Annotated in this window: 19 protein-coding genes; 12 read left to right on the top strand and 7 right to left on the bottom strand. The window is 71.2% G+C overall.

The genetic code is table 11. The features are described from left to right. Nucleotides 1-11 precede the first annotated feature (11 nt). The 3 genes from ACWEVP_RS02235 to ACWEVP_RS02225 all read left to right on the top strand — a co-directional run bounded on the left by ACWEVP_RS02235 (nucleotide 12) and on the right by ACWEVP_RS02225 (nucleotide 3,982). Nucleotides 12-1,379: an RICIN domain-containing protein gene (locus ACWEVP_RS02235; protein WP_452060804.1), complete on the top strand. Its 1,368-nt coding sequence runs from the start codon at nucleotides 12-14 to the stop codon at nucleotides 1,377-1,379. 57 nt (nucleotides 1,380-1,436) lie between these two features. Continuing rightward, nucleotides 1,437-2,462 carry a LacI family DNA-binding transcriptional regulator gene (locus ACWEVP_RS02230; RefSeq protein ID WP_452060803.1) on the top strand — a complete coding sequence of 342 codons (1,026 nt, stop codon included), beginning with the start codon at nucleotides 1,437-1,439 and terminating at the stop codon, nucleotides 2,460-2,462. 62 nt (nucleotides 2,463-2,524) lie between these two features. Beyond that, entirely contained in the window at nucleotides 2,525-3,982 is a 1,458-nt protein-coding gene (locus ACWEVP_RS02225) for an arabinofuranosidase catalytic domain-containing protein (RefSeq protein WP_452060802.1), read from the top strand. Nucleotides 3,983-4,057: 75 nt separating this feature from the next. Here ACWEVP_RS02225 and ACWEVP_RS02220 read toward each other — a convergent pair whose 3' ends face one another. Beyond that, the gene (locus tag ACWEVP_RS02220) at nucleotides 4,058-5,671 is read right to left on the bottom strand and encodes a glycoside hydrolase family 27 protein (protein WP_452060801.1); all 1,614 of its coding nucleotides are present in this window, start codon (nucleotides 5,669-5,671) and stop codon (nucleotides 4,058-4,060) included. A gap of 22 nt (nucleotides 5,672-5,693) precedes the next feature. Next, nucleotides 5,694-7,082: a glycoside hydrolase family 43 protein gene (locus ACWEVP_RS02215; RefSeq protein WP_452060800.1), complete on the bottom strand. Its 1,389-nt coding sequence runs from the start codon at nucleotides 7,080-7,082 to the stop codon at nucleotides 5,694-5,696. 254 nt (nucleotides 7,083-7,336) lie between these two features. Between ACWEVP_RS02215 and ACWEVP_RS02210 the strand changes: the two genes are divergently transcribed. The 4 genes from ACWEVP_RS02210 to ACWEVP_RS02195 are packed head-to-tail and all read left to right on the top strand — an operon-like array spanning nucleotide 7,337 to nucleotide 14,655. Then, on the top strand, nucleotides 7,337-9,307 hold the full coding sequence (locus ACWEVP_RS02210) for an alpha-L-fucosidase (protein WP_452060799.1): 1,971 nt from the start codon (nucleotides 7,337-7,339) through the stop codon (nucleotides 9,305-9,307). Nucleotides 9,308-9,334: 27 nt separating this feature from the next. Continuing rightward, on the top strand, nucleotides 9,335-11,719 hold the full coding sequence (locus tag ACWEVP_RS02205; RefSeq protein WP_452060798.1) for a ricin-type beta-trefoil lectin domain protein: 2,385 nt from the start codon (nucleotides 9,335-9,337) through the stop codon (nucleotides 11,717-11,719). A 28-nt stretch (nucleotides 11,720-11,747) separates the two neighbouring features. Then, a complete protein-coding gene (locus ACWEVP_RS02200) occupies nucleotides 11,748-13,214 on the top strand; it encodes an arabinofuranosidase catalytic domain-containing protein (RefSeq protein ID WP_452060797.1) in 1,467 nt (488 codons plus the stop codon). A gap of 28 nt (nucleotides 13,215-13,242) precedes the next feature. Then, the gene (locus ACWEVP_RS02195) at nucleotides 13,243-14,655 is read left to right on the top strand and encodes an endo-1,4-beta-xylanase (protein WP_452060796.1); all 1,413 of its coding nucleotides are present in this window, start codon (nucleotides 13,243-13,245) and stop codon (nucleotides 14,653-14,655) included. A gap of 7 nt (nucleotides 14,656-14,662) precedes the next feature. Here ACWEVP_RS02195 and ACWEVP_RS02190 read toward each other — a convergent pair whose 3' ends face one another. Then, the gene (locus ACWEVP_RS02190; protein ID WP_452060795.1) at nucleotides 14,663-15,400 is read right to left on the bottom strand and encodes a FadR/GntR family transcriptional regulator; all 738 of its coding nucleotides are present in this window, start codon (nucleotides 15,398-15,400) and stop codon (nucleotides 14,663-14,665) included. A gap of 228 nt (nucleotides 15,401-15,628) precedes the next feature. Here ACWEVP_RS02190 and ACWEVP_RS02185 point away from each other — a divergent pair, with 228 nt between their 5' ends. From ACWEVP_RS02185 to ACWEVP_RS02170, 4 genes are read left to right on the top strand one after another with little or no spacing between them, the layout of a single operon-like run. Then, a complete protein-coding gene (locus ACWEVP_RS02185) occupies nucleotides 15,629-16,996 on the top strand; it encodes an ABC transporter substrate-binding protein (RefSeq protein WP_452060794.1) in 1,368 nt (455 codons plus the stop codon). After that, nucleotides 16,993-17,862 (top strand): carbohydrate ABC transporter permease, encoded by an 870-nt coding sequence (locus ACWEVP_RS02180; protein WP_452060793.1) that lies wholly within the window; start codon nucleotides 16,993-16,995, stop codon nucleotides 17,860-17,862. The genes ACWEVP_RS02185 and ACWEVP_RS02180 overlap by 4 nt, the downstream gene beginning before the upstream one ends. Next, nucleotides 17,852-18,790 carry a carbohydrate ABC transporter permease gene (locus ACWEVP_RS02175; RefSeq protein WP_452060792.1) on the top strand — a complete coding sequence of 313 codons (939 nt, stop codon included), beginning with the start codon at nucleotides 17,852-17,854 and terminating at the stop codon, nucleotides 18,788-18,790. The genes ACWEVP_RS02180 and ACWEVP_RS02175 overlap by 11 nt, the downstream gene beginning before the upstream one ends. A 3-nt stretch (nucleotides 18,791-18,793) precedes the next feature. Beyond that, nucleotides 18,794-20,713 (top strand): hypothetical protein, encoded by a 1,920-nt coding sequence (locus ACWEVP_RS02170; RefSeq protein WP_452060791.1) that lies wholly within the window; start codon nucleotides 18,794-18,796, stop codon nucleotides 20,711-20,713. A 29-nt stretch (nucleotides 20,714-20,742) separates the two neighbouring features. Here the strand turns inward: ACWEVP_RS02170 and ACWEVP_RS02165 are convergent, their stop codons facing one another. Both ACWEVP_RS02165 and ACWEVP_RS02160 read right to left on the bottom strand, forming a co-directional pair. Next, nucleotides 20,743-21,618: a fumarylacetoacetate hydrolase family protein gene (locus ACWEVP_RS02165; protein ID WP_452060790.1), complete on the bottom strand. Its 876-nt coding sequence runs from the start codon at nucleotides 21,616-21,618 to the stop codon at nucleotides 20,743-20,745. Between the two features lie 46 nt (nucleotides 21,619-21,664). Beyond that, on the bottom strand, nucleotides 21,665-22,579 hold the full coding sequence (locus ACWEVP_RS02160) for an alpha/beta hydrolase family protein (protein WP_452060789.1): 915 nt from the start codon (nucleotides 22,577-22,579) through the stop codon (nucleotides 21,665-21,667). A 59-nt stretch (nucleotides 22,580-22,638) separates the two neighbouring features. On the opposite strand from ACWEVP_RS02160, the gene ACWEVP_RS02155 reads away from it, so the two are divergent. Next, complete coding sequence (locus tag ACWEVP_RS02155; RefSeq protein WP_452060788.1) at nucleotides 22,639-23,166, top strand: helix-turn-helix domain-containing protein; 528 nt, start codon at nucleotides 22,639-22,641, stop codon at nucleotides 23,164-23,166. A 28-nt stretch (nucleotides 23,167-23,194) separates the two neighbouring features. Here ACWEVP_RS02155 and ACWEVP_RS02150 read toward each other — a convergent pair whose 3' ends face one another. Together ACWEVP_RS02150 and ACWEVP_RS02145 are read right to left on the bottom strand one after the other, a co-directional pair. After that, entirely contained in the window at nucleotides 23,195-23,869 is a 675-nt protein-coding gene (locus tag ACWEVP_RS02150; protein WP_452060787.1) for a response regulator, read from the bottom strand. After that, on the bottom strand, nucleotides 23,866-25,011 hold the full coding sequence (locus tag ACWEVP_RS02145; RefSeq protein ID WP_452060786.1) for a sensor histidine kinase: 1,146 nt from the start codon (nucleotides 25,009-25,011) through the stop codon (nucleotides 23,866-23,868). Before ACWEVP_RS02145 ends, ACWEVP_RS02150 begins: the two co-directional genes overlap by 4 nt. Nucleotides 25,012-25,023 lie beyond the last annotated feature (12 nt).

The following is a 25,023-nucleotide window of genomic DNA, read 5'->3' as shown; positions in this document are numbered from 1 at the left end:
GGAGCTCCGCGATGAGGTTCAGACGTCTGCTCGCGGCCGCCGCGATCGGTGCGCTGCTGACGACACCCGGGATCGGCGCCGCCCAAGCCGCCGTTCCCGCCGCGCCGGCGCCGTCGGTGGCCGCCGCCGGCACCGCGGGCTGCGGCCAGGCCCCCGGGCTGGCGAGCGGCAGCCACACGATCTCCAGCGGCGGCCAGAACCGCAGCTACATCCTGCGGGTGCCGTCGAACTACGACAACACCCACCCGTACCGGCTGTTCGTCGGGCTGCACTGGCTCGGTGGCACGGCCAACGACGTCGACTCCGGCGGGACCGACGGCTACAACTGGTCCTACTACGGGCTCCGGCGGCTGGCCGACAGCGCGGGCAACTCCACGATCTTCGTGGCGCCCCAGGGCAACAACAACGGCTGGGCCAACCCGGGCGGCCAGGACGTCACCTTCATCGACGACCTGCTGAGGCAGCTCGAGGCGGCGTTGTGCGTCGACACTTCGCAGGTCTTCGCCGGCGGGTTCAGCTACGGCGGCGCGGTGAGCTACGCGCTCGCGTGCGCCCGGCCGACGGTCTTCCGCGCGGTCGCCGTCTACTCCGGGGCCAACCTCAGCGGCTGCAGCGGCGGCACCCAGGCGGTCGCGTACATCGGGATGCACGGCATCGGCGACAACGTCCTGCCCATCGCGTCCGGTCGTGCGCTGCGCGACCAGTTCGTCCGCAACAACGGGTGCACCCCGCAGAACCCGCCCGAGCCCTCGAGCGGGAGCCACACCCACATCGTCACCGCCTACTCCGGCTGCCGGGCCGGCTACCCCGTGGTCTGGGCCGCGTTCGACGGCGGCCACGACCCCGGTCCGCGCGACGGGTGCACGTGCAGCGGCTGGCAGACCTGGACCTCGGGCGAGGTGTGGAAGTTCCTCACGCAGTTCGACTCGTCGACCCCGCCGCCGGGGTCGCCGGTGCAGGCCGGGGTGAACTACACCCTGGTGGCCGAGCACAGCGGCAAGCTCCTGGACATCAGCGGCGTCTCCACCGCCGCCGGCGCCCGGCTGCAGCAGTGGACGGCCACCGGCGGGCAGAACCAGCAGTTCGACTTCCTCGACTCCGGCGACGGCTACTACCGCGTCCGGGCCCGGCACAGCGGCCTGGTGCTCCAGGTGGCCGGGTCCGGCACCGGCGCGGACATCACGCAGCAACCCGACTCCGGTGCCGCGGCGCAGCAGTGGCGGGTCACCGACCAGGGTGGCGGCGTGGTCAGCCTGGTCAACCGGCTGAGCGGCCTGACGATGGACGTCTGGGAAGCTTCGGCCGCCGACGGCGCCCGGGTGTCCCAATGGACGTACACCGGTGCGGCCAACCAGCGGTTCCGGATCCAGCGCGCCTGAACGGGGCCATATCCTCGAGTGAGCCCACGAAGACAACGACGTCCTGGGAGAGCGAACGTGTCCATCGCCGAGTCACCCGAACTCCGTCCGACCCTGGCCGATGTCGCGCGGGCGGCCGGGGTGTCGACCGCCACCGCGTCCCGCGTGCTCAACGGTTTCGCCCGGGTACGGCCGAAAACGCGCCAGCAGGTCGAGTCGGCGATGTCGGCCTTGGGCTACGCGCGCCAGCGTGCCGCGCGCGCGGCGGCCGGACCCACCGGCTCGGTCGCATTGGTGGTGTGCGAGGAGGTCCCGCGGCTGTTCGCCGATCCCTACTTCGCCCGCATCGCGGCCGGGGTCGGCAAGGCGCTGAGCGGGGTCGGCCTGCAGCTGGTGCTGCTCACCGTGCCCGCGACGGAGAACTACCAGGCGCCGGTGGTCCGCTACCTCGACGGCGGGCACGTCGACGGCGCGCTGGTCATCGGGATGCACGGGCGCCGCCCGCTCGACCTGGGCTGGCTCGGCATCCCGGTGGTGTTCGGCGGCCGGCCGGTCTGCGGCCGGGAGCCCGGCCGGTTCTCCTACGTCGACGTGGACAACCGGGGCGGCGCCAGGCGGGCCACCCAGCGCTTCCTCGACGCGGGCCGGCGGACCGTGGCGACCATCGCCGGCCCGCAGGACATGACGGCCGGGGTGGACCGGCTGCTCGGCTACCGGCAGGCGGTGGCGGGTGCCGGTCACGGCGACCGGGGGCTGGTGGTCTTCGGGGATTTCGGGCAGGCGTCCGGTGAGCACGCCACCGCGCGCCTGCTCGACCGGAGACCGAACGTCGACGCCATCTTCGCCGCCTCGGACATGATGGCGGTCGGCGCGATGCGGGCCCTGCGCCGGGCGGGGCGGCGGGTGCCCGGTGACGTGGCGGTCATCGGGTTCGACGACCTGCCGATCGGTCTTCGCACGGATCCGCCGCTGACCACGGTGCGCCAGCCGATCGAGGAGATGGGCGCGCGGATGACGGCCGAGCTGCTGGCGATGCTCGGCGGCTCGGGCGGGCCCCGCTGCGCGGTGCTGGACACCGAGCTCGTCACCCGCATCTCGGGATGACCTGTTGTGTTAGCGCTAACAATCGTGCCGCGGCGAAAACCGCGGTGCCCGAAGGAGGATTCGTGACCATTCGAGTCAACCCGGTGCGGGCCGTCCTGGTTCTCGCCGCGCTGGTGGCGGCCGCGCTGGCCGGCGCGGTACCGGCGGCCGCGGCGACGACCTCGCTCACGAGCGCGGCGTCGGGACGGTGCCTGAACGTGACGGGCGGCGCCGACACACCGGGCACGGCGCTGGAGATCCGGGACTGCACCGGCCAGGCGAGCCAGGCCTTCGAATTCACCAGCGCCGGTGAACTGCGGACGCTGAACGGAACACGGTGCGTGGACGCCTACGGCAACCAGACCGCGCCGGGAACGGCGGTGATCAGCTGGTCCTGCACCGGCGGGGCGAACCAGCAGTGGCGGCAGAACTCCGACGGGACGATCACCGGCGTCCAGTCCGGGCTGTGCCTCGACGTGAACGGGGCCGGGACGGCCAACGGCACCGCGGTCATCCTGTGGACGTGCCACGGCCAGAGCAACCAGCGGTGGACCACGGGCACCTCGGTGCCCACCGGCGGGGGACCCTGCGACATCTACGCGTCGGGTGGGACGCCGTGCGTCGCCGCGCACAGCACGGTGCGCGCGCTGTACCGGTCCTACGGCGGGAAGCTGTACCAGGTCCGGCGCGCGTCCGACAACGGGACCCGCGACGTCGGCGTCCTGGCGGCGGGGGGTGCCGCCGACGCCGCCGCCCAGGATTCCTTCTGCGGTGGCACTTCCTGCGTCATCACGGTGGTCTACGACCAGTCCGGCCGGGGGAACGACCTGTGGTACCAGGGATCGAGCGTGGTGCCGGGTTCCAACCAGAGCAGCCCCGCGAAGGCGACCACGGAGTCGCTCACGGTCGGCGGCAGCAAGGCCTATTCGCTGTACATCAACCCGGGCAACAGCTACTGGCGTGACGGTCACCTGACCGGCGTGCCCACCGGCAGCGCGCCCGAGGGCATGTACATGGTGACGAGCGGGACCCACGTCAACAGCGGCTGCTGCTTCGACTACGGCAACAGCGAAACGACCCGCAAGGCCGACGCCGCCGGGGCCATGGACGCGCTCAACTTCGGCAAGCAGTGCTGGTTCGGCGGGTGCTCCGGCACCGGCCCGTGGGTGCAGGCCGACCTCGAGTGGGGGCTCTACCCGGGCGGCAGCCAGACGTGGAACCCGAACCAGCGGGCGTTCGGCAGCAAGTTCGTCACGGCGGTGCTGAAGAACAACGGCACGTCCCGCTTCGCGATCAAGGGCAGCGACGCCCAGTCCGGCGGCTTGACGACGCTGTGGGACGGAAACCTCCCCAACGGGTACAGCCCGATGAAGAAGCAGGGAGCGATCGTGCTGGGCAGCGGCGGTGACTGCTGCAAGCCGGGCGGTGGCGCGAACCTGAGCGCCGGGACGTTCTACGAAGGGGCGATGGTCGCGGGCTACCCGTCCGACGCGACGGAGAACGCGGTGCAGGCGAACATCGTCGCGGCCGGGTATCGCTGAGGCTACCTGTAGGGGAGAAACCGGATGCCCGGGCCGTGGTGGACGGCCCGGGCGTTCGGCTGGTCTCCGGACCGATCAGACCCGGCTCCAGCGCTGGTTCGCCTGGCCGTTGCAGGACCACAGGATCGCGTGCGTGCCGTTGGCCGTGGCCGTCCCTTCGGCGTCCAGGCACAGTCCGGAATGGACGTTGCGCACCGAGCCGTCCGCACCGAACGTCCACTTCTGGTTGTCCTGCCCGGTGCACGGCCTGCTCGTCACCTGGGCGCCGCTGGTTGTGCCGTCGAGGCACTTGTCGCCGAACACGCGGACCTCGCCGTTCGGCCAAGTGGTCCACAGCTGGTTCGCCGCCGTCTGGCAGTCCCAGATCAGCGTGCCGGCGCCGGGCGCGGTCGAGGCGTTGTCGACGTCGAGGCAGCGCCCGGATCCCGTGCCGCGCAGCCGGGACGTCGTGGCGGCCAGCGGGGAACCGCCGGCCACCCGGTACGCCGCGACGCCGTGGGCGGGCACGCTCGCGCTGATCGCGCCGCCGGTCGTCGAGGTCGCGCCGGTCCACAGGTCGGTCAGGGTGAACGCCGTGCCGGACAGCCCGATCTGCGCCGCGGTCGTGCCGGCGGTGGTCGTCCCGCTCCCGCGGTTGAGCAGCCCGACCGCCACCGAGCCGTCCGCCAGCGGCTTGGCGAAGACCTCGACGTCGCCGTCGTCACGGACCCGGCGGCCACCGGCGCCGAGCCGGTCCTGGTCGACCGCCAGCAGCCGCGGGTTCCGCAGCACCGCGCCGATGTCGGCCGACATCGTGCGGATGTCGTTGCCCGCCATCAGCGGCGCGGCCATGAGGGCCCACAGTGCGAAGTGGGCGCGGGACTCGGTCAGCGACAACCCGGGCCGCCCGACCACGAGCATGTCCGGGTCGTTCCAGTGCCCCGGCCCGGCCTGCGCGGCCAGCGGGGCGGTGACGTCGAGGACGTTGCCCACGCCCATCGGGTAGCTGTTGGTGTTGCCGTTCTGCCAGATGTCCAGCAGGTCCTCGGTGGTGCGCCAGAGGTCGGCGACCTGGCCCCAGTCGTACTTGTCGCCGGTGATGGCGTGGTAGCTGTTGGGGTTGATGCTGTAGACGATCGGGCGGCCGGTGGCGCGCAGCGCGTCGCGCATCACCGTGAACCGGGCGACCTGCTCGTCACGGGTGCCGGCGGGGGAGCACCAGTCGTACTTGAGGTAGTCCACGCCCCAGGACGCGAACGTGCCGGCGTCCTGGACCTCGTGCCCGGCGCTGCCGGTCGACCCGGGGTAGGTGCCGGTGCGCTGGGCGCACGTGCGGTCGGTCGGCACCTGGTAGATGCCGAACTTCAGGCCCCGGCTGTGGATGTAGTCGCCCAGGGCCTTCATGCCGCCGGGGAACTTCGACGCGTTGGCGCGCAACGCGCCCTGGGCATCGCGCTGCGGGTCGAACCAGCAGTCGTCCACCACGACGTACTGGTAGCCCGCGTCCTTCATCCCGGACGAGACCATCGCGTCGGCCGCCTGGCGGATCGCGGTTTCGGTGACGCCGCAGCCGAAGCTGTTCCAGCTGTTCCAGCCCAGCGGCGGGGTGAGCGCCGGGCTGCCGGGTGCGGCCGCGGCGGCCGCCGGCACGGTGACCACGGCCAGCGCGGCGGCCGCGGCGGTGAGCAGGTGACGGAGTCGAGCGGGCATCGTCGCCCCTTTCCGGGAGTCGTCAGGCCGCGAACTGCCACCAGTTCACGTTGAACAGGTAGCCGCTGCCGCCGGTGAACCGGAGGTACAGGTCGTGGGTCCCGGTGGCCCCGGTCACCGGGCAGGACACGCTCGTCCAGGTCTGCCAGCCACCCGTGCCGCCGACGGTGCAGGTGCCGGCCAGGGTGCCGCCGGTGCTGTCCAGCCGCAGCTCGATCCGCCCGCCGGCCGCCGCGGAGGCGACCCGCGCGGTGAACGACCGGGCGCCGGAACCGAACGCGGCGCCCTTGACCTTGATCCAGTCCCCGTTCTCGAGGTAGCCGACGTTCATCCCGCCTTCGGTGGAGGGCTCGGTCTCCACGCCGGACTCCCAGGCGATCGTCTCCGCCTCTTGCCGCGTGTACGGGTTCAAGGTGCCGACCTGCGGCGCACCCGTGGTGCTCATGGTGATCGTCGGGATGGAGCCGTCGGCGTTGTAGGTGAACTTCTCCACTGCGACCGAGCGTGTGTAGCCACCGCCGCCCGGCAGCGCGCCGTTGTGGTAGAAGAAGTAGGAGTTCCCGTTGAAGTCGATGACGCCGGGGTGGTTGGTGAAGCTGCTGCCCTGGGTGGGCATGACGGTCCCGCGGTAGGTCCACGGCCCGGTGGGGCCGGGTGCGGTCGAGTAAGCGATGAACTCGGAGCAGCACTTCGCCGCGAACACGTTGTAGTACAGGCCGTTGCGCTTGTAGACCCACGGCCCTTCCTCGAACAGGGTCGGCCGGTTCGCGTCACCCGTGCGCGTGCCGAAGCCGGCGGTGGTGAGGGGGATCTGCGTCGGCCCGCTCGAGTAGGAGATCATGTCGGCGTTGAGCTTCACGTACCACAGGTGCGGGTTGCCCCAGTACAGGTAGGCCTGCCCGTCGTCGTCGACGAACACCGTGGGGTCGAACTCGCCGTTGGCGACGAGCGGGTGCCCGAGGGCGTCGTGGAACGGCCCGGTGGGGCTGTCCGCCACGGCCACGCCGATGCCCATCGCGCCGGTCGCCCGGACCGTCATGGGCACGTACCAGTAGAACCTGCCGTTCCGGTAGACGGTCTGGCCCGCCCACGCGTTGGCGCTCGCCCAGGAGAAACTCGCGAGGTTCAACGGCGATCCGTGGTCGGTCCAGTTCACCATGTCCGCCGACGACCACACCCGCCATTCCTTCATGGTGAAGTACGTCGAGGCGTCCTCGTCGTGGCCGGTGTAGAGGTAGACGCGCCCGTTGTAGACCAGCGGCGCGGGATCGGCGGTGTAGATCGTCTGGACGATCGGGTTGTCCGCCACGGCCGCGGCCGGGAACAGCCCGAGCGCGCACAGCAGCGCGACGACGAGGGTGAACGCCCGCCGGGGCTTGACGATCGCCGAAGGCGAGGAAGCGACTTTCACGGGTGCTCCTTCGGTTGTGGTCACCGTTGCTCGCGCTCCGAGGCCAGGCGGAAAGCAGTGTGGCACGCTGATGTTCACGCTCACAAGCGTCCGCCGCGGCGGCTGAAAGTTTCATTCCGCTCGACGCGGTGCACGCTGGGACTTCGCCGCAATCCGCGGTTCGGCCTCCGATAATCCTTGACCTCCGGTCTCACCCGAGCTTAGACAGATCGTGTTAGCGCTAACTCAATCCGGCGTCGAGGAGGCTTCCCGCCATGCCCGAGTTCAGCCGCCGCGCCATGCTGGGTCTGATCACCGTGAGCGGGGCGGCGACGGCCGGGCTCCTGCGCGGCGCGATCGCGTCGGCCACCGCCGGGCCGGGTAGCTACACGCCCACCTGGTCGTCGGTCGACCAGCACCCACCCGCCGCGGAATGGTTCCAGGACGCCAAGTTCGGCATCTACTTCCACTGGGGCGTCTTCAGCGTCCCCGCCTTCGGCAACGAGTGGTACCCGCGGAACATGTACGTCAGCGGGTCCAGCGAGAACAACCACCACAAGGCCGTGTACGGCGACCCGTCGGCGTGGCCCTACCACAACTTCGTCAACGGAGCCCGGGACAAGGCGGGCAACTGGGTGCAGTTCGCGCCGAAGCTCAAGTCCGCGGGCGGGAACTTCGACCCGGCGGAGTGGGCGCAGCTGTTCGCCGACGCCGGCGCGAAGTTCGCCGGGCCGGTCGCCGAGCACCACGACGGCTTCTCGATGTGGAACAGCGCCGTCAACGAGTGGAACTCCGTCGCCAAGGGGCCGCGGCTGGACCTCGTGCGGCTGCACGCCGACGCGATCCGCGCCCGCGGCCTGAAGTTCATGGTGTCGCTGCACCACGCCTACCACTTCACCGGCTACTACGACCACGTGCCCGCGCAGTCGGACGCGAGCCTGCGCAAGCTGTACGGCCAGCTGGGCTCGGCGGCGGAAAACCAGCTCTGGTACGACAAACTGGCCGAGGTGATCGACGGCTACCAGCCGGACCTGCTGTGGCAGGACTTCAACCTGCCCCGCGTCGACGAGTCCCGGAGACTGAACTTCCTCGCGTACTACTACAACAAGGCCGTCGCGTGGAACAAGGACGTCGTCGCGACCTACAAGGACGGTTTCGACAACCGGGGCGAGGTCTTCGACTTCGAGCGCGGCGGACCGGGCGACATCCAGAACCCGTACTGGCTGACCGACGACAGCATCTCCAGCTCGAGCTGGTGCTACACGACCGGCATCGGCTACTACTCGATGAAGGCGATGCTGCACTCGCTGATCGACCGCGTCAGCAAGAACGGCACCATGCTGCTCAACATCGCGCCGATGGCCGACGGCACCATCCCGTCGGGGCAGCGGACGATCCTGCTCGGCATCGGCGACTACCTCGGCCGGTTCGGGGAGTCGATCTACGCCACCCGCGCGTGGTCGGCCTACGGCGAGGGCCCGACGCAGATGGGCGGCGGCTCGTTCACGACACCCCGCGAGGGCACCAACCGCGACCTCCGGTTCACCCGCAGCAAGGACAACACCGTCCTGTACGCCACGGTCCTGGGCTGGCCGAACGGCACGCTGGACATCACGACGCTCGGCTCGGGCCGGATCAACCTCGGCTCGCTGAAGTCCGTGCAGCTGCTCGGTTCGACGGCCGGGTCGTACACCGACCTGCCCGACCGCACGCAGGACGGCTCCGGGCTGCACGTCCGGCTGCCGTCGGCCGCGCCGTTCAGCGCCCCGGCGTACGTGGTGAAGCTGACGTTCTCCGGCCAGATCCCGGCACTGGGCTCGGGCCCGGTCCCGACGGGCTGGGTGCGGATCGCGAACGTCACCACCGGTCTCGTGCTCGACAGCGGCGGGAACGTCGCGGCCGGGTCGGTGCTCAAGCAGTGGTCCTACGACGGTTCGACCAACCTGCACTGGCAGCTGGTCGACCTGGGCACCGGCTACCACCGGATCGTCAACCGCACCAACGGCATGGTCGCCGACAGCGCCGGCCGGACGGGCAACGGCGTGAACGCCGTGCAGGCCGCGTGGACCGGCAGCGACAACCAGCAGTGGCGGCTCGCGGCGCTCGGCAACGGGCGCTACCAGATCGTCAACAAGGCCACCGGCACCGCGCTCGACGGCGCGGGCAGCACGACGGCCGGCTCGGCCGTGGTCCTGTGGGCCCCGAACGGCAGCACCAACAACCAGTGGACCGTCACGGCCGTCTGATCCCCTTCGTCGGAAGAGAGAACTGCCATGCCCCGAACCCTGCTGCGGAGGGTGCGAGCCGCGGTGGCCGCCACCGTCGTCCTGGCCGCCGGCGTGGTGGCCGGCGCCGCGCCCGCCGAGGCCGCCACCTCGATCACGATCGACGGCGGGTCGGCCGGGCGCACGTTCGACGGCGTCGGCGCGGTCAGCGGCGGGGGCGGCAACAGCCGCCTGCTGATCGACTACCCCGAACCGCAGCGCGGCCAGATCCTCGACTACCTCTTCAAGCCCGGCTACGGCGCCGCGCTGCAGATCCTCAAGGTGGAGATGGGCGGCGACACCAACTCCACCAGCGGCGCGGAACCCAGCCACGCGCACTTCCGCGGTGACCTGGACTGCAACCGCGGGTACGAGTGGTGGATCATGGAGCAGGCCAAGGCGCGCAACCCCGGCATCAAGCTCGTGGGCCTGCCGTGGGGCGCGCCGGGCTGGATCGGCAACGGCACGTTCTTCTCCGACGACCTGACCGGCTACTACCTTTCGTGGCTCGGGTGCGCGAAGCAGCACGGGCTCACCATCGACTATCTCACCAGCGTCCAGAACGAGAAGCAGTGGAGCGCGGACTGGACCGTGACGCTGCGCAACGCGCTCAACGCCAACGGGTACAACGCGGTCAAGGTCATCTCCGGCGACTCGTGGCCGGGCGACTGGGGTCCCGCGAGCGCGATCTCGACGAACACGGCCTACCGCAACGCGACCGACGTGCTCAGCGCCCACTACACCTGCGGCTACCTCAGCGCGCAGACGTCGTGCAGCGTTCCCTCCAGCGTCACCGGCACCGGCAAGACGCTGTGGTCCAGCGAAAACGGTTCGCAGGACTACAACGACGGCGCCAAGCCGCTGGCCCGCGGCATCAACCGCGTCTACCTCGACGGCAAGATGACCGCCTACCTCAACTGGGACCTCATCGCCGCCACCACGCCGAACATCCCGTGGCCGACCGTCGGACTGGTGCTGGCCAACCAGCCGTGGTCGGGGTACTACTCGGTCGGCAAGGACGCCTGGGCGCTGGCGCACACGACGCAGTTCACCGCGCCCGGCTGGAAGTACCTCGACGCCTCCAGCGGCTACCTCGGCGGCAACCGCGCCAACGGCAGCTACGTCTCGCTGAAGTCCCCGAGCACCGGCGACTACAGCACGATCATCGAGACCATGGACGCCACTTCGGCCCAGACGCTGAACCTGAACGTCACCGGTGGGCTCTCGACCGGCCAGGTGCACGTGTGGGCGACCAACCTGAACTCGACCAACCCCGCGGACTTCTTCAAGCACACGGCCGACCTCACGCCCTCCGGCGGCGCGTTCTCCCTCACCGCCCAGCCCGGTTACCTGTACACGATCACGACCACCACCGGCCAGGGCAAGGGCACGGCGAGCAGCCCGGCGCAGGGTTCGCTGAACCTGCCCTACAGCGACGACTTCGACGGGTACGCGACCGGCAAGGAAGCCAGGTACCTGATGGACATGGAGGGCGCCTTCGAGACGTCCGCCTGCGGCGCCGGCCGTTCGGGGACCTGCGTGCGCCAGGCCGCGCCGCAGAAGACGATTCCCTGGAAGAAGTTCGTCGATCCCTACGCGCTGCTGGGCAACGTGGCCTGGAGCAACTACACGGTCAACGCGGACGTGCTGCTGGAGAAGTCCGGTTCCGTCCAGCTGCTCGGCCGCGTCGGCTCGCAGGACACGGGCAACCAGGGCGCGGTGAACGCCTACTACCTGCGGATCAGCGACACCGGCGCGTGGTCGGTCCAGCGCAACAACACCAGCCAGCAGGTCACGACGCTGCGCAGCGGCACGACGACCGCGTTGGGCACCAACCGCTGGCACAAGCTGTCCCTCGGCTTCTCCGGCAGCACCATCACCGCTTCCGTCGACGGCACGGTGCTCGGCACGGTCACCGACGGCACCTTCCCGGCCGGCCAGATCGGGATCGGCACGAGCACGGGGGAGACCGCCCAGTTCGACAACCTCGCCGTGACCGGCTCGGGTGGCGGGTCGACGTCGGTGCTGCGCAACAGCGGCTCCGGCCGCTGCCTCGACGTCCCCAACGTGTCCCAGACCAACGGCACCCAGGTCGCGCTGTGGGACTGCAACGGCGGCGGCAACCAGCAGTGGACGCTCACCTCCGGCAAGCAGCTGCTGGTGTACGGCGCCAAGTGCCTCGACGCCGAAGGCGCGAGCACGTCGGCCGGTACCCGGGCGATCATCTGGGACTGCACGGGCGGCGCGAACCAGCAGTGGAACGCGAACGCCGACGGCACGATCACCGGTGTCCAATCAGGACTGTGCCTCGGCCCGAGCGGCACCGCGAACAGCGCGCCGGTGACTCTGCAGGCCTGCACGGGCGGCGACGCCCAGAAGTGGGCCCGAAGCTGACAGTGTTCCGTCCGGACAAAGGAGTTCGATGAAAGCACGATGGAGAAGGACGCTCCAGACCACGGGAGCCGCGGTGGTGCTCGCCGCGGGCGCGCTGGCCGGCCCGGCCGCACCGGCACAGGCCGCCACCCAAGGGCCGTGTGACCTCTACGCCGCGGGCGGCACGCCGTGCGTGGCCGCGCATTCCACCACACGGGCGCTGTACGGCGCCTACAACGGCGCGCTCTACCAAGTCCGGCGGGCGTCGGACAACGCGACGCGGGACGTCGGCGTCCTGAGCGCGGGCGGCGTCGCGAACGCCGCGACCCAGGATTCCTTCTGCGCCGGGACGACCTGCCTGATCACCGTCATCTACGACCAGTCCGGCCGGGGCAACCACCTCACGCAGGCCCCACCGGGCGGCTTCCAGGGACCGGCCGCGGGCGGGTACGACAACCTCGCCAACGCGGCGGCCGCCCCGATCACGGTCGGCGGCCAGAAGGCGTACGGCGTGTTCGTGGCCCCGGGCACGGGATACCGGAACAACAACGCCACCGGCACCGCGACCGGCGACCAGCCGGAGGGCATGTACGCGATCTTCGACGGCACGCACTACAACGGCGGCTGCTGCTTCGACTACGGCAACGCCGAGCGCAACAGCCGGGACAACGGCAACGGCACCATGGAGGCCATCTACTTCGGCAACATCAAGGTCTGGGGCTACGGCGCCGGGAACGGCCCGTGGATCATGGCCGACCTCGAGAACGGCCTCTTCTCCGGGATCAACCAGCGCTACAACGCCAACGACCCGAGCATCAGCCACCGCTACCTGACCGCGATCATCAAGGGCGGGCCCAACCACTGGGCCATCCGCGGCGGCAACGCGCAGTCCGGCGGCCTGTCGACCTTCTACGACGGTGCCCGCCCCAATGTGTCCGGCTACAACCCGATGCGCAAGGAAGGCGCGATCATCCTCGGCACCGGGGGCGACAACAGCATCGGTTCCGCGGGGACGTTCTACGAAGGCGTGATGACGTCCGGCTATCCCTCCGACGCCACGGAGAACGCGGTGCAGGCCAACATCACGGCGGCCGGGTACGGCACCGGCGGGAGCGGCACCAGCACCGGGCCGCTGCACGCGGTCGGCGCCGGCAAGTGCCTCGACGTCCCGGGGTCCACCACCACTCAGGGCACCCAGCTGCAGATCTACAGCTGCTCCGGCCAGGCGAACCAGACCTGGACCCGGACCTCGTCGAACCAGCTGACGGTCTCCGTCGGTGGGCAGACGCTGTGCCTGGACGCTTCGGGCAACGGGACCAGTGCCGGGACGAAGGTGGTGACCTGGTCCTGCAACGGCGGGGCCAACCAGCAGTGGACCGTCAACTCCAACGGCACGGTCACCGGTGCGCAGTCCGGGCTGTGCCTGGACGTGACGAGCGCGTCGACGGCCAACGGCGCGCTGGTGGAGCTGTGGACCTGCAACGGCGGCAGCAACCAGCAGTGGACGCTCGGGTGAGCGCCTCCGACGAAGGAACGAGGGTGTGATGACCACCAGCCCGAACCGGTGGCGGACCGCGTTCGCCGCCGCCGGCCTCACAGCGGCTTCCCTGGTGCTGCTGCCCGGCACCGCCGGCGCGGCGAGCACGCTCGGCGCGGCGGCGGCGCAGAGCGGCCGGTACTTCGGCGCCGCGATCTCCACGAGCCACCTCGGCGAGTCGGCCTACGTGAACACGTGGACGGCGGAGCACAACGGCGTCACCCCGGAAAACGAGATGAAGTGGGCCACGGTCGAGCCGAACCGCAACCAGTTCAACTTCGGGCCGGGGGAGCAGATCGTCAGCCAGGGCCGGAGCAAAGGCATGAAGATCCGGGGGCACACGCTGGTGTGGCACGGGCAGCTCGCCGGGTGGGTGAGCGGCCTGGACGCGAGCAACCTGCGGTCGGCGATGCAGAACCACATCAGCCAGGTGGCCGGGCACTGGAAGGGCCAGCTCTACGCGTGGGACGTCGTCAACGAGGCGTTCGAGGAGAACGGCACCCGCCGGCAGTCGGTGTTCCAGCAGAAGCTCGGTGACGGCTACATCGAGGACGCCTTCCGCACGGCCCGTGCGGCCGACCCGAACGCCAAGCTCTGCTACAACGACTACAACACCGACGGGGTCAACGCGAAGAGCACCGGGGTCTACACCATGGTCCGGGACTTCAAGAGCCGTGGCGTGCCGATCGACTGCGTGGGCTTCCAGAGCCACCTGAGTTCCAGTTCGAACCTGAGCAGCTACCAGGCGAACCTGCAGCGCTTCGCCGACCTCGGGGTCGACGTGCAGATCACCGAGCTGGACGTCGGCGGCTCGGGTTCCGGTCAGGCGAACGTGTTCCGGCAGGTCACCCAGGCGTGCCTGGCGGTTTCCCGCTGCACCGGCATCACGGCCTGGGGCGTCACGGACAAGTATTCGTGGCGCTCGGGCGACACGCCGCTGTTGTTCGACGGCAACTACGGCAAGAAGCAAGCCTACACCGCCGTCCTCGACGCGCTCAACGGCGGTGGCGGCGGAGGTGACGCCGCGCTGCGTGCGGTGGCCGCGAACCGCTGCCTGGACGTGCCGGGCTCGTCGACCACCGCCGGCACGTCGCTGCAGATCTGGGACTGCCACGGCGGGACCAACCAGCAGTGGACCCGAACCGGCTCCGGGACGCTGACCGTCTATTCGGGAAACACCCAGCGGTGCCTGGACACCTCCGGCGGCGGGACCGCCGCCGGGACCGCGGCGGTGATCGCGAACTGCACCGGCGGCGCCGGCCAGAAGTGGACCTTCCCCGGGAACGGCACCATCACCAACGGCCAGTCGGGCCTCTGCCTGGACGTGACGGGTGCCGCGACCGCCAACGGAACGGCGGTGATCGTCTGGACCTGCAACGGCGGGGCGAACCAGCAGTGGACCGTACCGGCGGCCCGATGAGCGGCCGTCAGCCGAAAACGCGCCGCCGGATCTCGCGGCGGTAGTCCTCCAGCGTGTTGTCGAGGTGCACCGCGGCGGCCCGGGCGGCAGCGTCCGGGTCGCCGTCGCGGATGGCCTCGTAGATCGCGGCGTGCTCCTCGACCGCCTCCGCGGCGTGCCCGCCGACGGTGCCGTCGAGCCCGATGGTGCTGGACTGGTGCTGCAGCCGCCGGGCTTCGCGGACGGCGGCCAGGAGGAACGGGTTGTGGGACGCGGCGGCGATCCCGAGGTGGAAGTCTTCGTCCCCGCGGTCGAACAGCGGCGCTTCGCCGGTCAGGTGCCCCTGGCGGCAGGTTTCCGCGGCCGCCTCGATCGCCCGGAGCTCGACCGGGGTGGCCCGGGTGGCGGCCAGCCTGCCGGCAGCCGTCTCCTGGACACGGCGGAACTCGAACAGCGCGTAGACGTGGTCGGGATCGGTCGGCAGGAAGAAGCCCGACCACCGGGCCGAGCCGAGCATCCCCTCGTCGTCGGCCACGTAGAGGCCGCGCCCCTTCTGGGCGCGCACCCGTCCGAGGGCGGAGAGGATCTTGATCGCCTCGCGCACGACGGTGCGCGAGGCACCCAGCCGGGCGGCCAGTTCGTTCTCCGTCGGCATGCGGTCACCGGCTCGCAGCCGCAGCTCGGCGATGAGCCGGAGGATCCGCTCGGCGACGCGTTCGTACCCGGGCCGGTAGGCGGGCTCGTCCGCCGCGCGCGTCTCGTCCACCCGGCAGCTCTCCTCGGTCGGCGGCGTGTGCCGTGAACCCTACATTCGCACAAGTACGGACCAAATGTGTAGTACTTATTTTCTTGCGCTGAACTCTTGACGGCGGGCAGTCCTCCAGCTGTGATAGGTCGCTGTAGAGACCGCTCGCAGCAATGTGTGCGACACATACGAGGGTTCATCACCGCGTCAGGTGTGACCTGCGGGTGCCACGATGAAGTGGAGTACCTCATGACAGTTCAGGTGCGCGCGACCGGAGCCGGAGGCTCGAACCGTCGGCCCCGGGGGTACGCGGCGCTGGTCCTCGGCGTCGCGGCCGTTCTCGCCGCGGTCACGGCCTGTGGCAACGGCGGGAACGGCGGTGGTGCCCAGGGCGGGTTCCAGCCGGTGCCGCAGACGGGCGGGAAGATCACCGTCTGGGTCGACTCCACCCGGCTGCCCGCGGCCCAGCTCTACCAGAAGCAGCACCCGTCGGTGCCGATGGACATCGTCACCTACGACGGGGACGCCAACGGCTCGAACTACCTGCAGACCAAGGTGAGCCTGTTCAACCGCACCCGCAGCGGCTGGCCGGACGTGGTGTTCAGCTCGCAGAACAACGAGGTCAGCTGGGCGGTGCAGGCCGGGTTCACGGCGCCGCTGAACAAGGGGCAGCTCCCGGCGGCCACCCTGAGCGGCTGGACCGCCGGGGCCAACGACCCGTGCACGGTCGAGGGCACGCTCTACTGCCTGCGCAACGACCTCGCCCAGACCGTCCTCTGGTACAACGCGCCGCTCATGCGGTCGTGGGGTTACGCGGTGCCGAAGACCTGGGAGGAGTACCAGGCACTGGGGCAGCGGGTCGCCACCGAGCACCCCGGCTACCTCGTCGGCTCGGCCGGCGACAACTTCACCCCGGAGATCTACCTTTGGGCGTCCAAGTGCGGGGCCAACGAGATCACCGGCCCGAAGTCGGTCAAGGTGAACACCACCAGCCCGAACTGCACGCGGATGGCGTCGCTGCTCGACACGCTCGTGCAGAACCGCACGATGACCACCAGCAGCGTGTTCAGCTCCGACTTCGCCAAGAACGCCGCGGACAAGATCCTCATGCTGCCCGGGCCGTCCTGGTTCGGCGGCTCGGTGTTCCAGGAGTCGCTCAAGACCCCGGCCGGGCAGATCGCGGTGGCGCCGCTGCCGCAGTGGGCCGGGGACCCGGCCCCGTCCGTCGGCAACGTCGGCGGCGGCACGTGGCTGCTGTCCGCGCACAGCGCCAACCTCAAGGACGCGACCGACTTCCTGACCTGGGTCACCACCTCGGACGACTACCAGGGCACCCTCGCACCGGGGTACCCCGCGTACCAGGCGGCGGCGAAGACCTGGCTGGCCAAGCAGTCCTCGGGCAAGTACTACGCCAACGACGTCGCGGGCACCCTGCAGGCAGCCGCCCCCCAGGTGTGGCCGGGGTGGGGTTACGGCCAGTTCAGCCAGGAGGCGATCTGGGCGGCGACCGTGACACCGGGGCTGACCGCCGGCAAGACGATCGTCTCGCTGCTGCCCGAGTGGCAGAAGGCGATCACCGACCACGCGCGGTCCACCGGGTACGAGGTCGGCCAGTGACCGCCGTCCGGCCGGTCCGGGCCGGACACCTGTTCGTCGCGGCGTACGTCGTGCTGCTGGTCGCGTTCGGTGTCGTCCCCACCGGCTACGCGGTGTACTTCGCCTTCACCGACGCGGGCGACGACTTCGCCGGCCTCTCGAACTTCGTCGAAGCCGCCAGTGACTTCCGGTACCTCTCCGCGGTCGGGCACGTGGCGCTCTACCTCGTGTTCTGGCTGGTCTCCCTCGTCGTGCTCGTCGTCGGGCTCGCGCTGCTGCTGCACCGCCTGACCTCGAGCGGGACGAGCAAGACCCTGCGCTTCCTGTACTACATCCCGGGAGCGCTGGCCGGAGCCGCGAGCGTGATGGTGTGGCTGTTCATGCTGGACCCGTCGGTGAGCCCGGCGAGCGCGCTGCTGCGCGGCCTCGGGTTCGACACGTTCGGCCAGGTCGTCGCCCCGGACCACCTGCCGGTCCTGTTCACCCTGATCGCCTTCTGGACGGGGGCGGGCGGCTGGATCGTGGTGATGTACGGCGCGCTGAACAACATCTCCCCCGATCTGCTGGAGGCGGCCCGGATCGACGGCGCGGGCGCGTGGCAGACGGCGCGGCGCATCCAGGTCCCCCTGCTGCGCAAGTGGATCGTCTACCTGGTCATCCTGGCGTTCGCCGGCGGCACCCAGCTGTTCGTCGAGCCCCAGTTGCTGTCGCAGGCGAGTGTCGGCGTGGCGGGTCGCGACTACTCGCTCAACCAGCTCTCCTACGACTTCGCGTTCCAGAACGACAACGTGAACACCGCCGCGGCGATCTCGGTGGAGCTGCTGCTGGTCGGTTTGGTGGTCGCCGGCGTGTTCGTCGCCCGATCGGGGTTCTTCGATGCCGACTGACGTCCGCGCACCCGCGAACGCGACCGAGCCGGCAAGCCGGGCGGCCGCGCCGCGGCGGCGCCGCACCCGGAGGAAACTGCCGAACCCGCTCGCGGGGCTGGTGCTCGTGCTGTTCCTCGTCTTCTTCGTGCTCCCGGTGCTGTGGCTGGTGCTGGCGGCCACGAAGACCGACGACCAGCTCGTGCACGGCAACCCCCTGTCCTTCGGCTCGTGGCACGCGCTGGCCGGCAACTGGCAGGCACTCACGTCCTTTCAGGACAACGCGATCTTCCGGTGGCTGGGCAACTCCGCGCTGTATTCGTTCGTGGCGCTCGCGATCACGTTGTGCGTGGCGATCCCGGCCGGCTACGCCCTCGCGATGACCGAGTTCCGCGGCCGGCGCACCCTCCTCGTCGCGACGCTGGTCGTGATGCTGATGCCGAACGCGACCCTCGTGGTGCCCTTGTTCCTCGAGGTGAACGCGGTGCGCCTGGTCGGCTCGATGTGGTCGATCGTCCTGCCGTACTCCTTCTACCCGTTCGGGGTCTACCTGACCTACATCTACTTCAGCACCGCGGTGCCGCGTGACCTGATCGACGCGGCCAAGCTCGACGGCTGCTCGCAGTTCGGCGTGTTCCGCCACGTCGCCCTCCCGCTCGCGGCGCCGATCATCGCCCTCGTCGGCTTCTTCAGCTTCGTGGCCAACTGGACCAACTACTTCCTGCCCTACGTCCTCCTGCCGGAAAGCGACCAGTTCCCGGTCCAGGTCGGCCTGGGCACGCTGCTGAACTCGGTTCCCCAGTTCAACCCGACGGCCGGCACCGCCGCGGTGCAGCGCCCGGAGCTGGCGCTGGCCACCTTGCTGGCGATCACGCCGGTGCTCGTCGTCTTCCTGTTCTCCCAGCGTTTCCTGGTCGCCGGGATGCTGGCCGGCGCGACGAAGGAGTAACCGGTGCATCCCGTCATCACGGCTTCGGTGCCCCTGCTCGAACCACCGGGCTGGGCGATCGCCCAGCGCGAGCTGTTCGAGCTGCTCGACCTGGCCTGGCGCCGGTTCGCCCGCGACTTCACCGGCCCGGACGGGCGGCTGACCTACGACGACGGGCTCACCAGCCGCGACGGCGTCGACGACTTCTACGAGACCTTCTTCAACTGGCCCCAGCTCTACCTGCTCGGCGGCGCCGACGACCTGCTCGCCGAGTCGGAGCGGCACTGGGAAGGCGTCACCCGGCAGCTGACCGAGCTGGGCATGCTGCACGACGGGTACGAACGCGGCTACGACTGGTTCCACCAGGGGGAAAGCCTGCTGCTGCTGTACTTCCTGTGCATGGCGGCGCCCGGGCGGTGGCGGGAGCGCGCCCTGCGGTTCGCCGAGCTCTACGTCGACCCGGCCCACGGCAACTACGACCCCGTGCACCGCATCATCCGCCGTCCGCACAACGGCAGTGACCCGGCGCGGGAGGGGCTCTTCGACGGCGGTTCCTACCCCTGGCTGCCCCAAGAGGCCGCGAGGTACGGCTTTCCGCTGGACTGGCTGCTGCCCGCGGACGCCGGGGAGCCCCCGCGGGAGCGCGATCCCCGCCTGGGTGACCAGATGCGGCAGCGGATCGGCGTCGGGGACACCGCGGTCAACCTGGCCGCCGCCGGGCTCGTCTTCAACGCCTTGCTGCTGTCCGGCGACCGGCGCTACCGCGACTGGCTCGCCGAGTACGTGGGCGCGTGGCGCGAACGCGCGGCGGCCAACAACGGCATCCTCCCGGACAACGTCGCTCCCGACGGGACGGTCGGCGGGCTGCTGGAGGGGCGCTGGTACGGCGGGCACTACGGCTGGTCGTGGCCGCACGGCTGGTACAGCGTCGGGCACGCCGCCGTCGTCGCCGCACTGGCGGCCGCGCTCGCCACGGGCGACGACACGTTCACCGACCTGGTGCGCCCGGCGCTGGACGAAATCATCGCCCAGGGCAAGGTCATGGCGTTCACCGAGGCGGATTCCAGCCTGGACTCCAAGTGGTCGGCGCAGCTGCGGGAAGACGTGGACATCCCGACGCTGCACGTCCCCTTCCGCTACGACGACCGGGGCTGGTTCGACCACAACCCGATGCTGATGGGCGTCCCGGCCGCGCTGTGGCACCACACGGCCGCGCCGGAGGACCGCGAACGCCTCGAGCGGCTGCGCGCGGCCGGCGGCCACGACTGGCGGACCGTGCGGCCCTTCCGCAGCAAGGAGGAAGCCGGGCACGAGGAGCCGTGGTTCGCCTATCTCGCGGGCGACAACCCGGACTACCCGGAGCGCATCCTGGCCGCCGCCCAGGCCCAGGTGCGCCACCGGCTGACGCGGATGGAACGCCACCGCGGCCGGGCCGTGCCCGAAGCCGACATCCACCTGTGGCAGCAGTCCAACCCCGTGGTCACCGAAGCCCTCGTCCAGCTCACCTGGGGCGCGCCGCAGGTCGTCTACAACGGAGGGTTGCAGCAGGCCCGCGTCCGCTACTACGACGCGCGGGCGCGCCGGCCGGGCCTGCCACCGTCCGTGGCGGCGCTCGTTTCCGCCATCGACCCGCACGCGACGGTCGTCGAGCTGGTCAACCTCGACCCGCAGGAACCGCGCTCGGTGGTGGTCCAGGCGGGCGCGTTCGCCGAGCACGACCTCCGCGGCGTGGAGTACACCGCGTGCGAGGACCCGTCGTGGATCGGCGACCTCTACGACTACGGCCACGGCGAACCGGCGGTGACCACGGCGACGGCCGACCTGGACGGCCCGTGGCTCCGGGTGGACCTGCCCCGGTCGAGCCGGATCCGGTTGACGCTGCGGATGGGTTTGCGGGCCCGCACGCCGTCCTACGCGAACCCGTTCGACGAGCGTGACGGATGAGGTGAGGTCGAAGCCGGGGCGTGCGGTCCTCAGCGGGCCGCGAGCACCCGGCGCACCTCGTCCGCGCCCAGCACCACGGGGGAGCGCAGCGAGCCGACCTCGCCGATCTCGATCTCGACCACGTCGCCCGGCCGCAGCCCCTGGTCGAGCCCCGGCACGACGGACGTGCCCGTCGAGAGCACGGCGCCGTCGGGGAAGTCGTTGTCCCGCCACAGGTACCCGACCAGTCCGGCCGGTTCGCGGTTCAGCTGCGCGGTACTGGATTCGCCGCCGAACACCTCGTGACCGTCGCGCAGGATGCGCATGCGGAGAGCGAGCGACAGCGGGTCCGGCACCTCCCACGCCGGCCGCACCCGCGCCGACACCGCGCACGAACCCGTGTAGATCTTGGCCTGCGGGAGGTACAACGGGTTCTCGCCTTCGATGCTGCGAGAGCTGACGTCGTCGACCACCACGTACCCGGCGATCTCCCCGGCGCTGGTCAGCAGCAGGCCGAGTTCCGGCTCCGGCACGTTGTTGGCGGAGTCGGCGCGCACGGCGATCGGCTCGTCGTCGGTGACCACGCGCCACGCGGCCGACTTGAAGAACAGCTCCGGCCGCTGGGCGCGGTACACCCGCGCGTAGACGTCCTCGTCCGCGCTCTCCTCGCGACGGGCCTCCTCGGACCGCAGGTACGTCACCCCGGCGGCCCACACCTCCATCCGCCCGTCGACCGGCGGCAGCAGCCGCGTCCCGGCCGCGGGCACCGGCTCCCCGGCGGCGCCGGCCAGCTCGCGGATCTCCGCCACGGAGTGGCGCAGCAGCTCGCTCATCGACGCCACCGCGAGCGGCCGCAGCCGCTCGCCGGTGAGCAGGCCGACCCGGGTGGTGCCGGTTCCGTCGGCGAATCGAACCAGGTGACTCAAACCCGACCTCCTCGTTCGTGTCGAACCTACCGCGAACCGGCCTCGGTCAGCGGAGCCGTTCGGCGAGCCACTGCGCGACGCCGGTCAGCAGGTCCTCCTCGACGGGCCGGCGGAGCAGCTCGCGGTAGCCGAACACGGTGCCGGGGCCGTCGGTGCGCCGGAGGAGGTGGGTCAGGTCCGGAACGCGCCGGATCCGGGCGCCGGGCACCAGGTTCGCGATCACGTCGAGGTCGGCCGGGTCGACCTGGACGTCCTTCTCGCCGGTGATCGCCAGGACGGGCGCCTGGATGCGGCCGAGGTCCGCCCGGGGGTCGTAGGCCAGCTGCTCGCGCCACCACTTGGCGTTGACCCGGATGCCGCCGATGCGCGCCGCGTCGGTCGTGGTCGCGGACACCCGGGCCAGCTGCTTCGCAGCCATCCGGCCCAGGACGCGCACCAGCGGGCGCGGCAGTGCCTCCGCGAGCCGGCCGCCCTGCCACCGCACCGCCGCCTCGCCGGAGCGGGCGTACCCGGCCAGCAGCACCGCGGCCGCGACGGGGACGTGGGCGGCCAGCCACATGGCGTGGACGGCGCCTTCGCTGTGCCCCAGCACGCCGACCGCGTCTCCGCGCACCTCGGGACGCGCGCGCAACGCTTCCCACGCGGCCGCGGCGTCGGCGCGGTTGTCCAGGAAACCGACCGTGTGCCAGTCGCCGGGCGTCGCCCCCACGCCACGGCGGTCGTAGCGGAGCGAGGCGATGCCGTGCCGCGCCAGCGTCGCGGCCAGCGGGCCCCCCAAGTCCATGCGCAGCCTGCCGGCGTTGGAGTCGCGGTCGAGCTTGCCCGAGCCGGGCAGGCACAGCACCGCGGGGTGCGGACCCGGTCCGGCGGGGAGGGTGAGCGTGCCCGCGAGCAAGACGCCGTCCGGGGCCGGCGCGGCCAGTTCGATCTCCCTCGCCACCGCGGTCTCCGCCTCGATCATGTCCGACCTCCATCGTTATCAGTTTTGATAAAGGTATCAGGAAGGGTAATGATGTGTCCATGACGACGCTCGACCTGCTGCTGCACCCGGTCCGCCTCCGGATCCTGCGCACGTTCCTGGACGGCCACCCCGCGACGACCGCGCAGCTGCGCGAGCGGCTGCCGGACATCCCGCCGGCCACCATGTACCGGCACGTCGCGGCCCTGGCGGCGGCCGGCGTCCTCGAAGTCCTCGACGAGAAACGCGTGCGCGGCGCCGTCGAGCGCACCTACCGGGTGTCGTGGCAGCACGCCGAAATCGCCCCCGAGGTCCGCGCCACGATGACCACCGAAGACCACCGGCGCGCGTTCACCGCGTTCGTCGGCGGGCTGCTGGCCGACTTCGACCGGTACCTCGCGGGCGGTGCGCCCGACCCGGCCGCCGACGGCGTCACCTACCAGCAGGCCGCGCTGTGGCTGAGCGACGCCGAAATGGCCGAACTCGTGGGCGAGATCCACGCGGCCGTCACGGCGAGGCTCGGCCGTGCCGCCGGCGAAGGCCGCACCCGCCGGATGATCAGCCTGGTCGGCATGCCGGCCGAGGCCTGACCCACTCACCGTCCTTTTCGGACAGCAGTCAGCCCGCGGCGCTGACCAGCCCGGTCCGGTAGGCCAGCACCACGGCCTGCACCCGGTCCCGCAGGTCCAGCTTGGTGAGGATGCGCGAGACGTACGTCTTGACCGTCTCCACGCCCAGCACCAGCTCGGCCGCGATCTCGGCGTTCGACAGGCCGCCGGCGATCAGCTTCAGCACTTCCAGCTCCCGCGGGGCGAGCCGGTCCAAGGGGCCGTCGGCGGGAGCCACCGGCTGGATCCGGTCGGCGTAGCGGCCGATCAGCGTCCGGGTCACCGCCGGGGAGAGCAGCGACTCGCCACGGGCGACCGTGCGCACGCCCGCCGCGAGCTCGTCCAGCGGCGCGTCCTTGAGCAGGAACCCGCTCGCCCCGGCCCGCAACGCGTCGTAGACGTACTGGCCGACGTTGAACGTCGTGACCACCAGGACCTTCGCCGGCTTCGCCGTGTGGGGACCGGAGACGCGGCGCGTCACCTCGATCCCGTCCAGCAGCGGCAGCTGGATGTCCATCACGACGACGTCGGGGTGCAGCCGGCCGATCTCGGTGAGCGCGTCGCGGCCGTTTTCGGCCTGCCCCACCACCTCCATGTCCGGCTGGGCGCCGAGCACGGCCACGTACCCGGCGCGGATGAGCTGCTGGTCTTCGCAGATCAGCACGCGGATCGGGCCGTCGGTCACCGTTCGCTCCCCACCGGGGTGCCGGCGACCGGGAACTGCGCGCTGACGCGGAAACCGTCCGCCGAGGGGCCGGCGGTGAACCGGCCGCCGAGGGCGTCGACCCGGTCGCGCAGCCCCGCCAGCCCGCGCCCGCCGGACCCGAGCGCGCCGGGCGCGGTCGCCGGGCCCCGCGTGGTCACCTCGATTTCGAGGAGGTCCGCGCCGTAGCCGACGCGCACCGTCGCGGGACGGCCGGCGGCGTGCTTGGCGGCGTTGGTCAGCGCTTCCTGCACGATCCGGTACGCGGTGAGCTCGGTCTCCGGGGGCAGCTCGGGACGTTCGCCCGCTTCGACGAGGTCGACCACGCGGCCGGGCTGCTCGACGAGCCCGCGCAAGGCGCTCAGGCCCGGCGTGCGCGCGCCGGTCGCTTCCAGCACGCCGAGCAGAAACCGCAGTTCGGTGAGGGCGTCGCGGCCCGAGCCGGTGATGGCGGCGAACACCTCGGGGGCGTGGTCCGCCGGGAGGAACCGGGCGGCGTCGGCCTGGACCACCATGGCCGTCACGTGGTGGGTGACGACGTCGTGCAGTTCGCGGGCGAGCCGCGCCCGTTCGTCCGCCGCGGCGGCGCGCGCGGTGAGCCGTCGCCGTTCGGCCTCCTGCCGCCTTCGCTGGCGTACCAAGGCACCCAGCGACCAGAACAGGACCAGCACCACGTAGTAGACGAAGTAGGTCACCAGATCCGTCGGCGACCCGCGCAAGGCGACCAGGACCGCGAAGCCGGCATACCCCACCGACACCGCCGCGGGCAGCGCGCGCCGGAACCGTTCCTCGCGCGCCCCGGCCGAATAGAGCGCGAAGTACAGGGCGAGGCTGCCGAACGTGGGGGAGTAGGCGAGCACTTCGTGCGCCCCGAAGCAGATCGCGACGACCGCGAGGGTGGCCGCGGGCCACCGGCCGCGCACCGCCAGCGGGAGCGTCTGCCCGAGCACCAGCAGCGCCGCCGCGAACCCGCCGTCGTGCCTCGGCAGATCACCGAACTGGGCGCCGACCATCGCGAACGCCGGCACGAACGCGGCGGCGGTGACGACCGCGGCGAGCGCCCCGTCCCGGACGTCCGGGGTGACGTGCGTCCAGCGGTCGCGAAGACGTCCCGGCTTCGGCATGGCCGGGAGCCT

This window comes from Amycolatopsis sp. NPDC003865 (genome assembly GCF_053605345.1).
The sequence above is the reverse complement of the archived record's forward strand: the minus strand, read 5'-3'. Positions and strand labels throughout refer to the sequence as shown.

Excerpts from the sequence above, each read along its gene's own strand:
- ACWEVP_RS02235 (WP_452060804.1), top strand. The coding sequence starts at position 12 with ATGAGGTTCAGACGTCTGCTCGCGGCCGCCGCGATCGGTGCGCTGCTG.
- ACWEVP_RS02220 (WP_452060801.1), bottom strand. The coding sequence starts at position 5,671 with ATGCCCGCTCGACTCCGTCACCTGCTCACCGCCGCGGCCGCCGCGCTG.
- ACWEVP_RS02210 (WP_452060799.1), top strand. The coding sequence starts at position 7,337 with ATGCCCGAGTTCAGCCGCCGCGCCATGCTGGGTCTGATCACCGTGAGC.
- ACWEVP_RS02205 (WP_452060798.1), top strand. The coding sequence starts at position 9,335 with ATGCCCCGAACCCTGCTGCGGAGGGTGCGAGCCGCGGTGGCCGCCACC.
- ACWEVP_RS02200 (WP_452060797.1), top strand. The coding sequence starts at position 11,748 with ATGAAAGCACGATGGAGAAGGACGCTCCAGACCACGGGAGCCGCGGTG.
- ACWEVP_RS02195 (WP_452060796.1), top strand. The coding sequence starts at position 13,243 with ATGACCACCAGCCCGAACCGGTGGCGGACCGCGTTCGCCGCCGCCGGC.
- ACWEVP_RS02185 (WP_452060794.1), top strand. The coding sequence starts at position 15,629 with ATGACAGTTCAGGTGCGCGCGACCGGAGCCGGAGGCTCGAACCGTCGG.
- ACWEVP_RS02175 (WP_452060792.1), top strand. The coding sequence starts at position 17,852 with ATGCCGACTGACGTCCGCGCACCCGCGAACGCGACCGAGCCGGCAAGC.
- ACWEVP_RS02160 (WP_452060789.1), bottom strand. The coding sequence starts at position 22,579 with ATGATCGAGGCGGAGACCGCGGTGGCGAGGGAGATCGAACTGGCCGCG.
- ACWEVP_RS02155 (WP_452060788.1), top strand. The coding sequence starts at position 22,639 with ATGACGACGCTCGACCTGCTGCTGCACCCGGTCCGCCTCCGGATCCTG.
- ACWEVP_RS02145 (WP_452060786.1), bottom strand. The coding sequence starts at position 25,011 with ATGCCGAAGCCGGGACGTCTTCGCGACCGCTGGACGCACGTCACCCCG.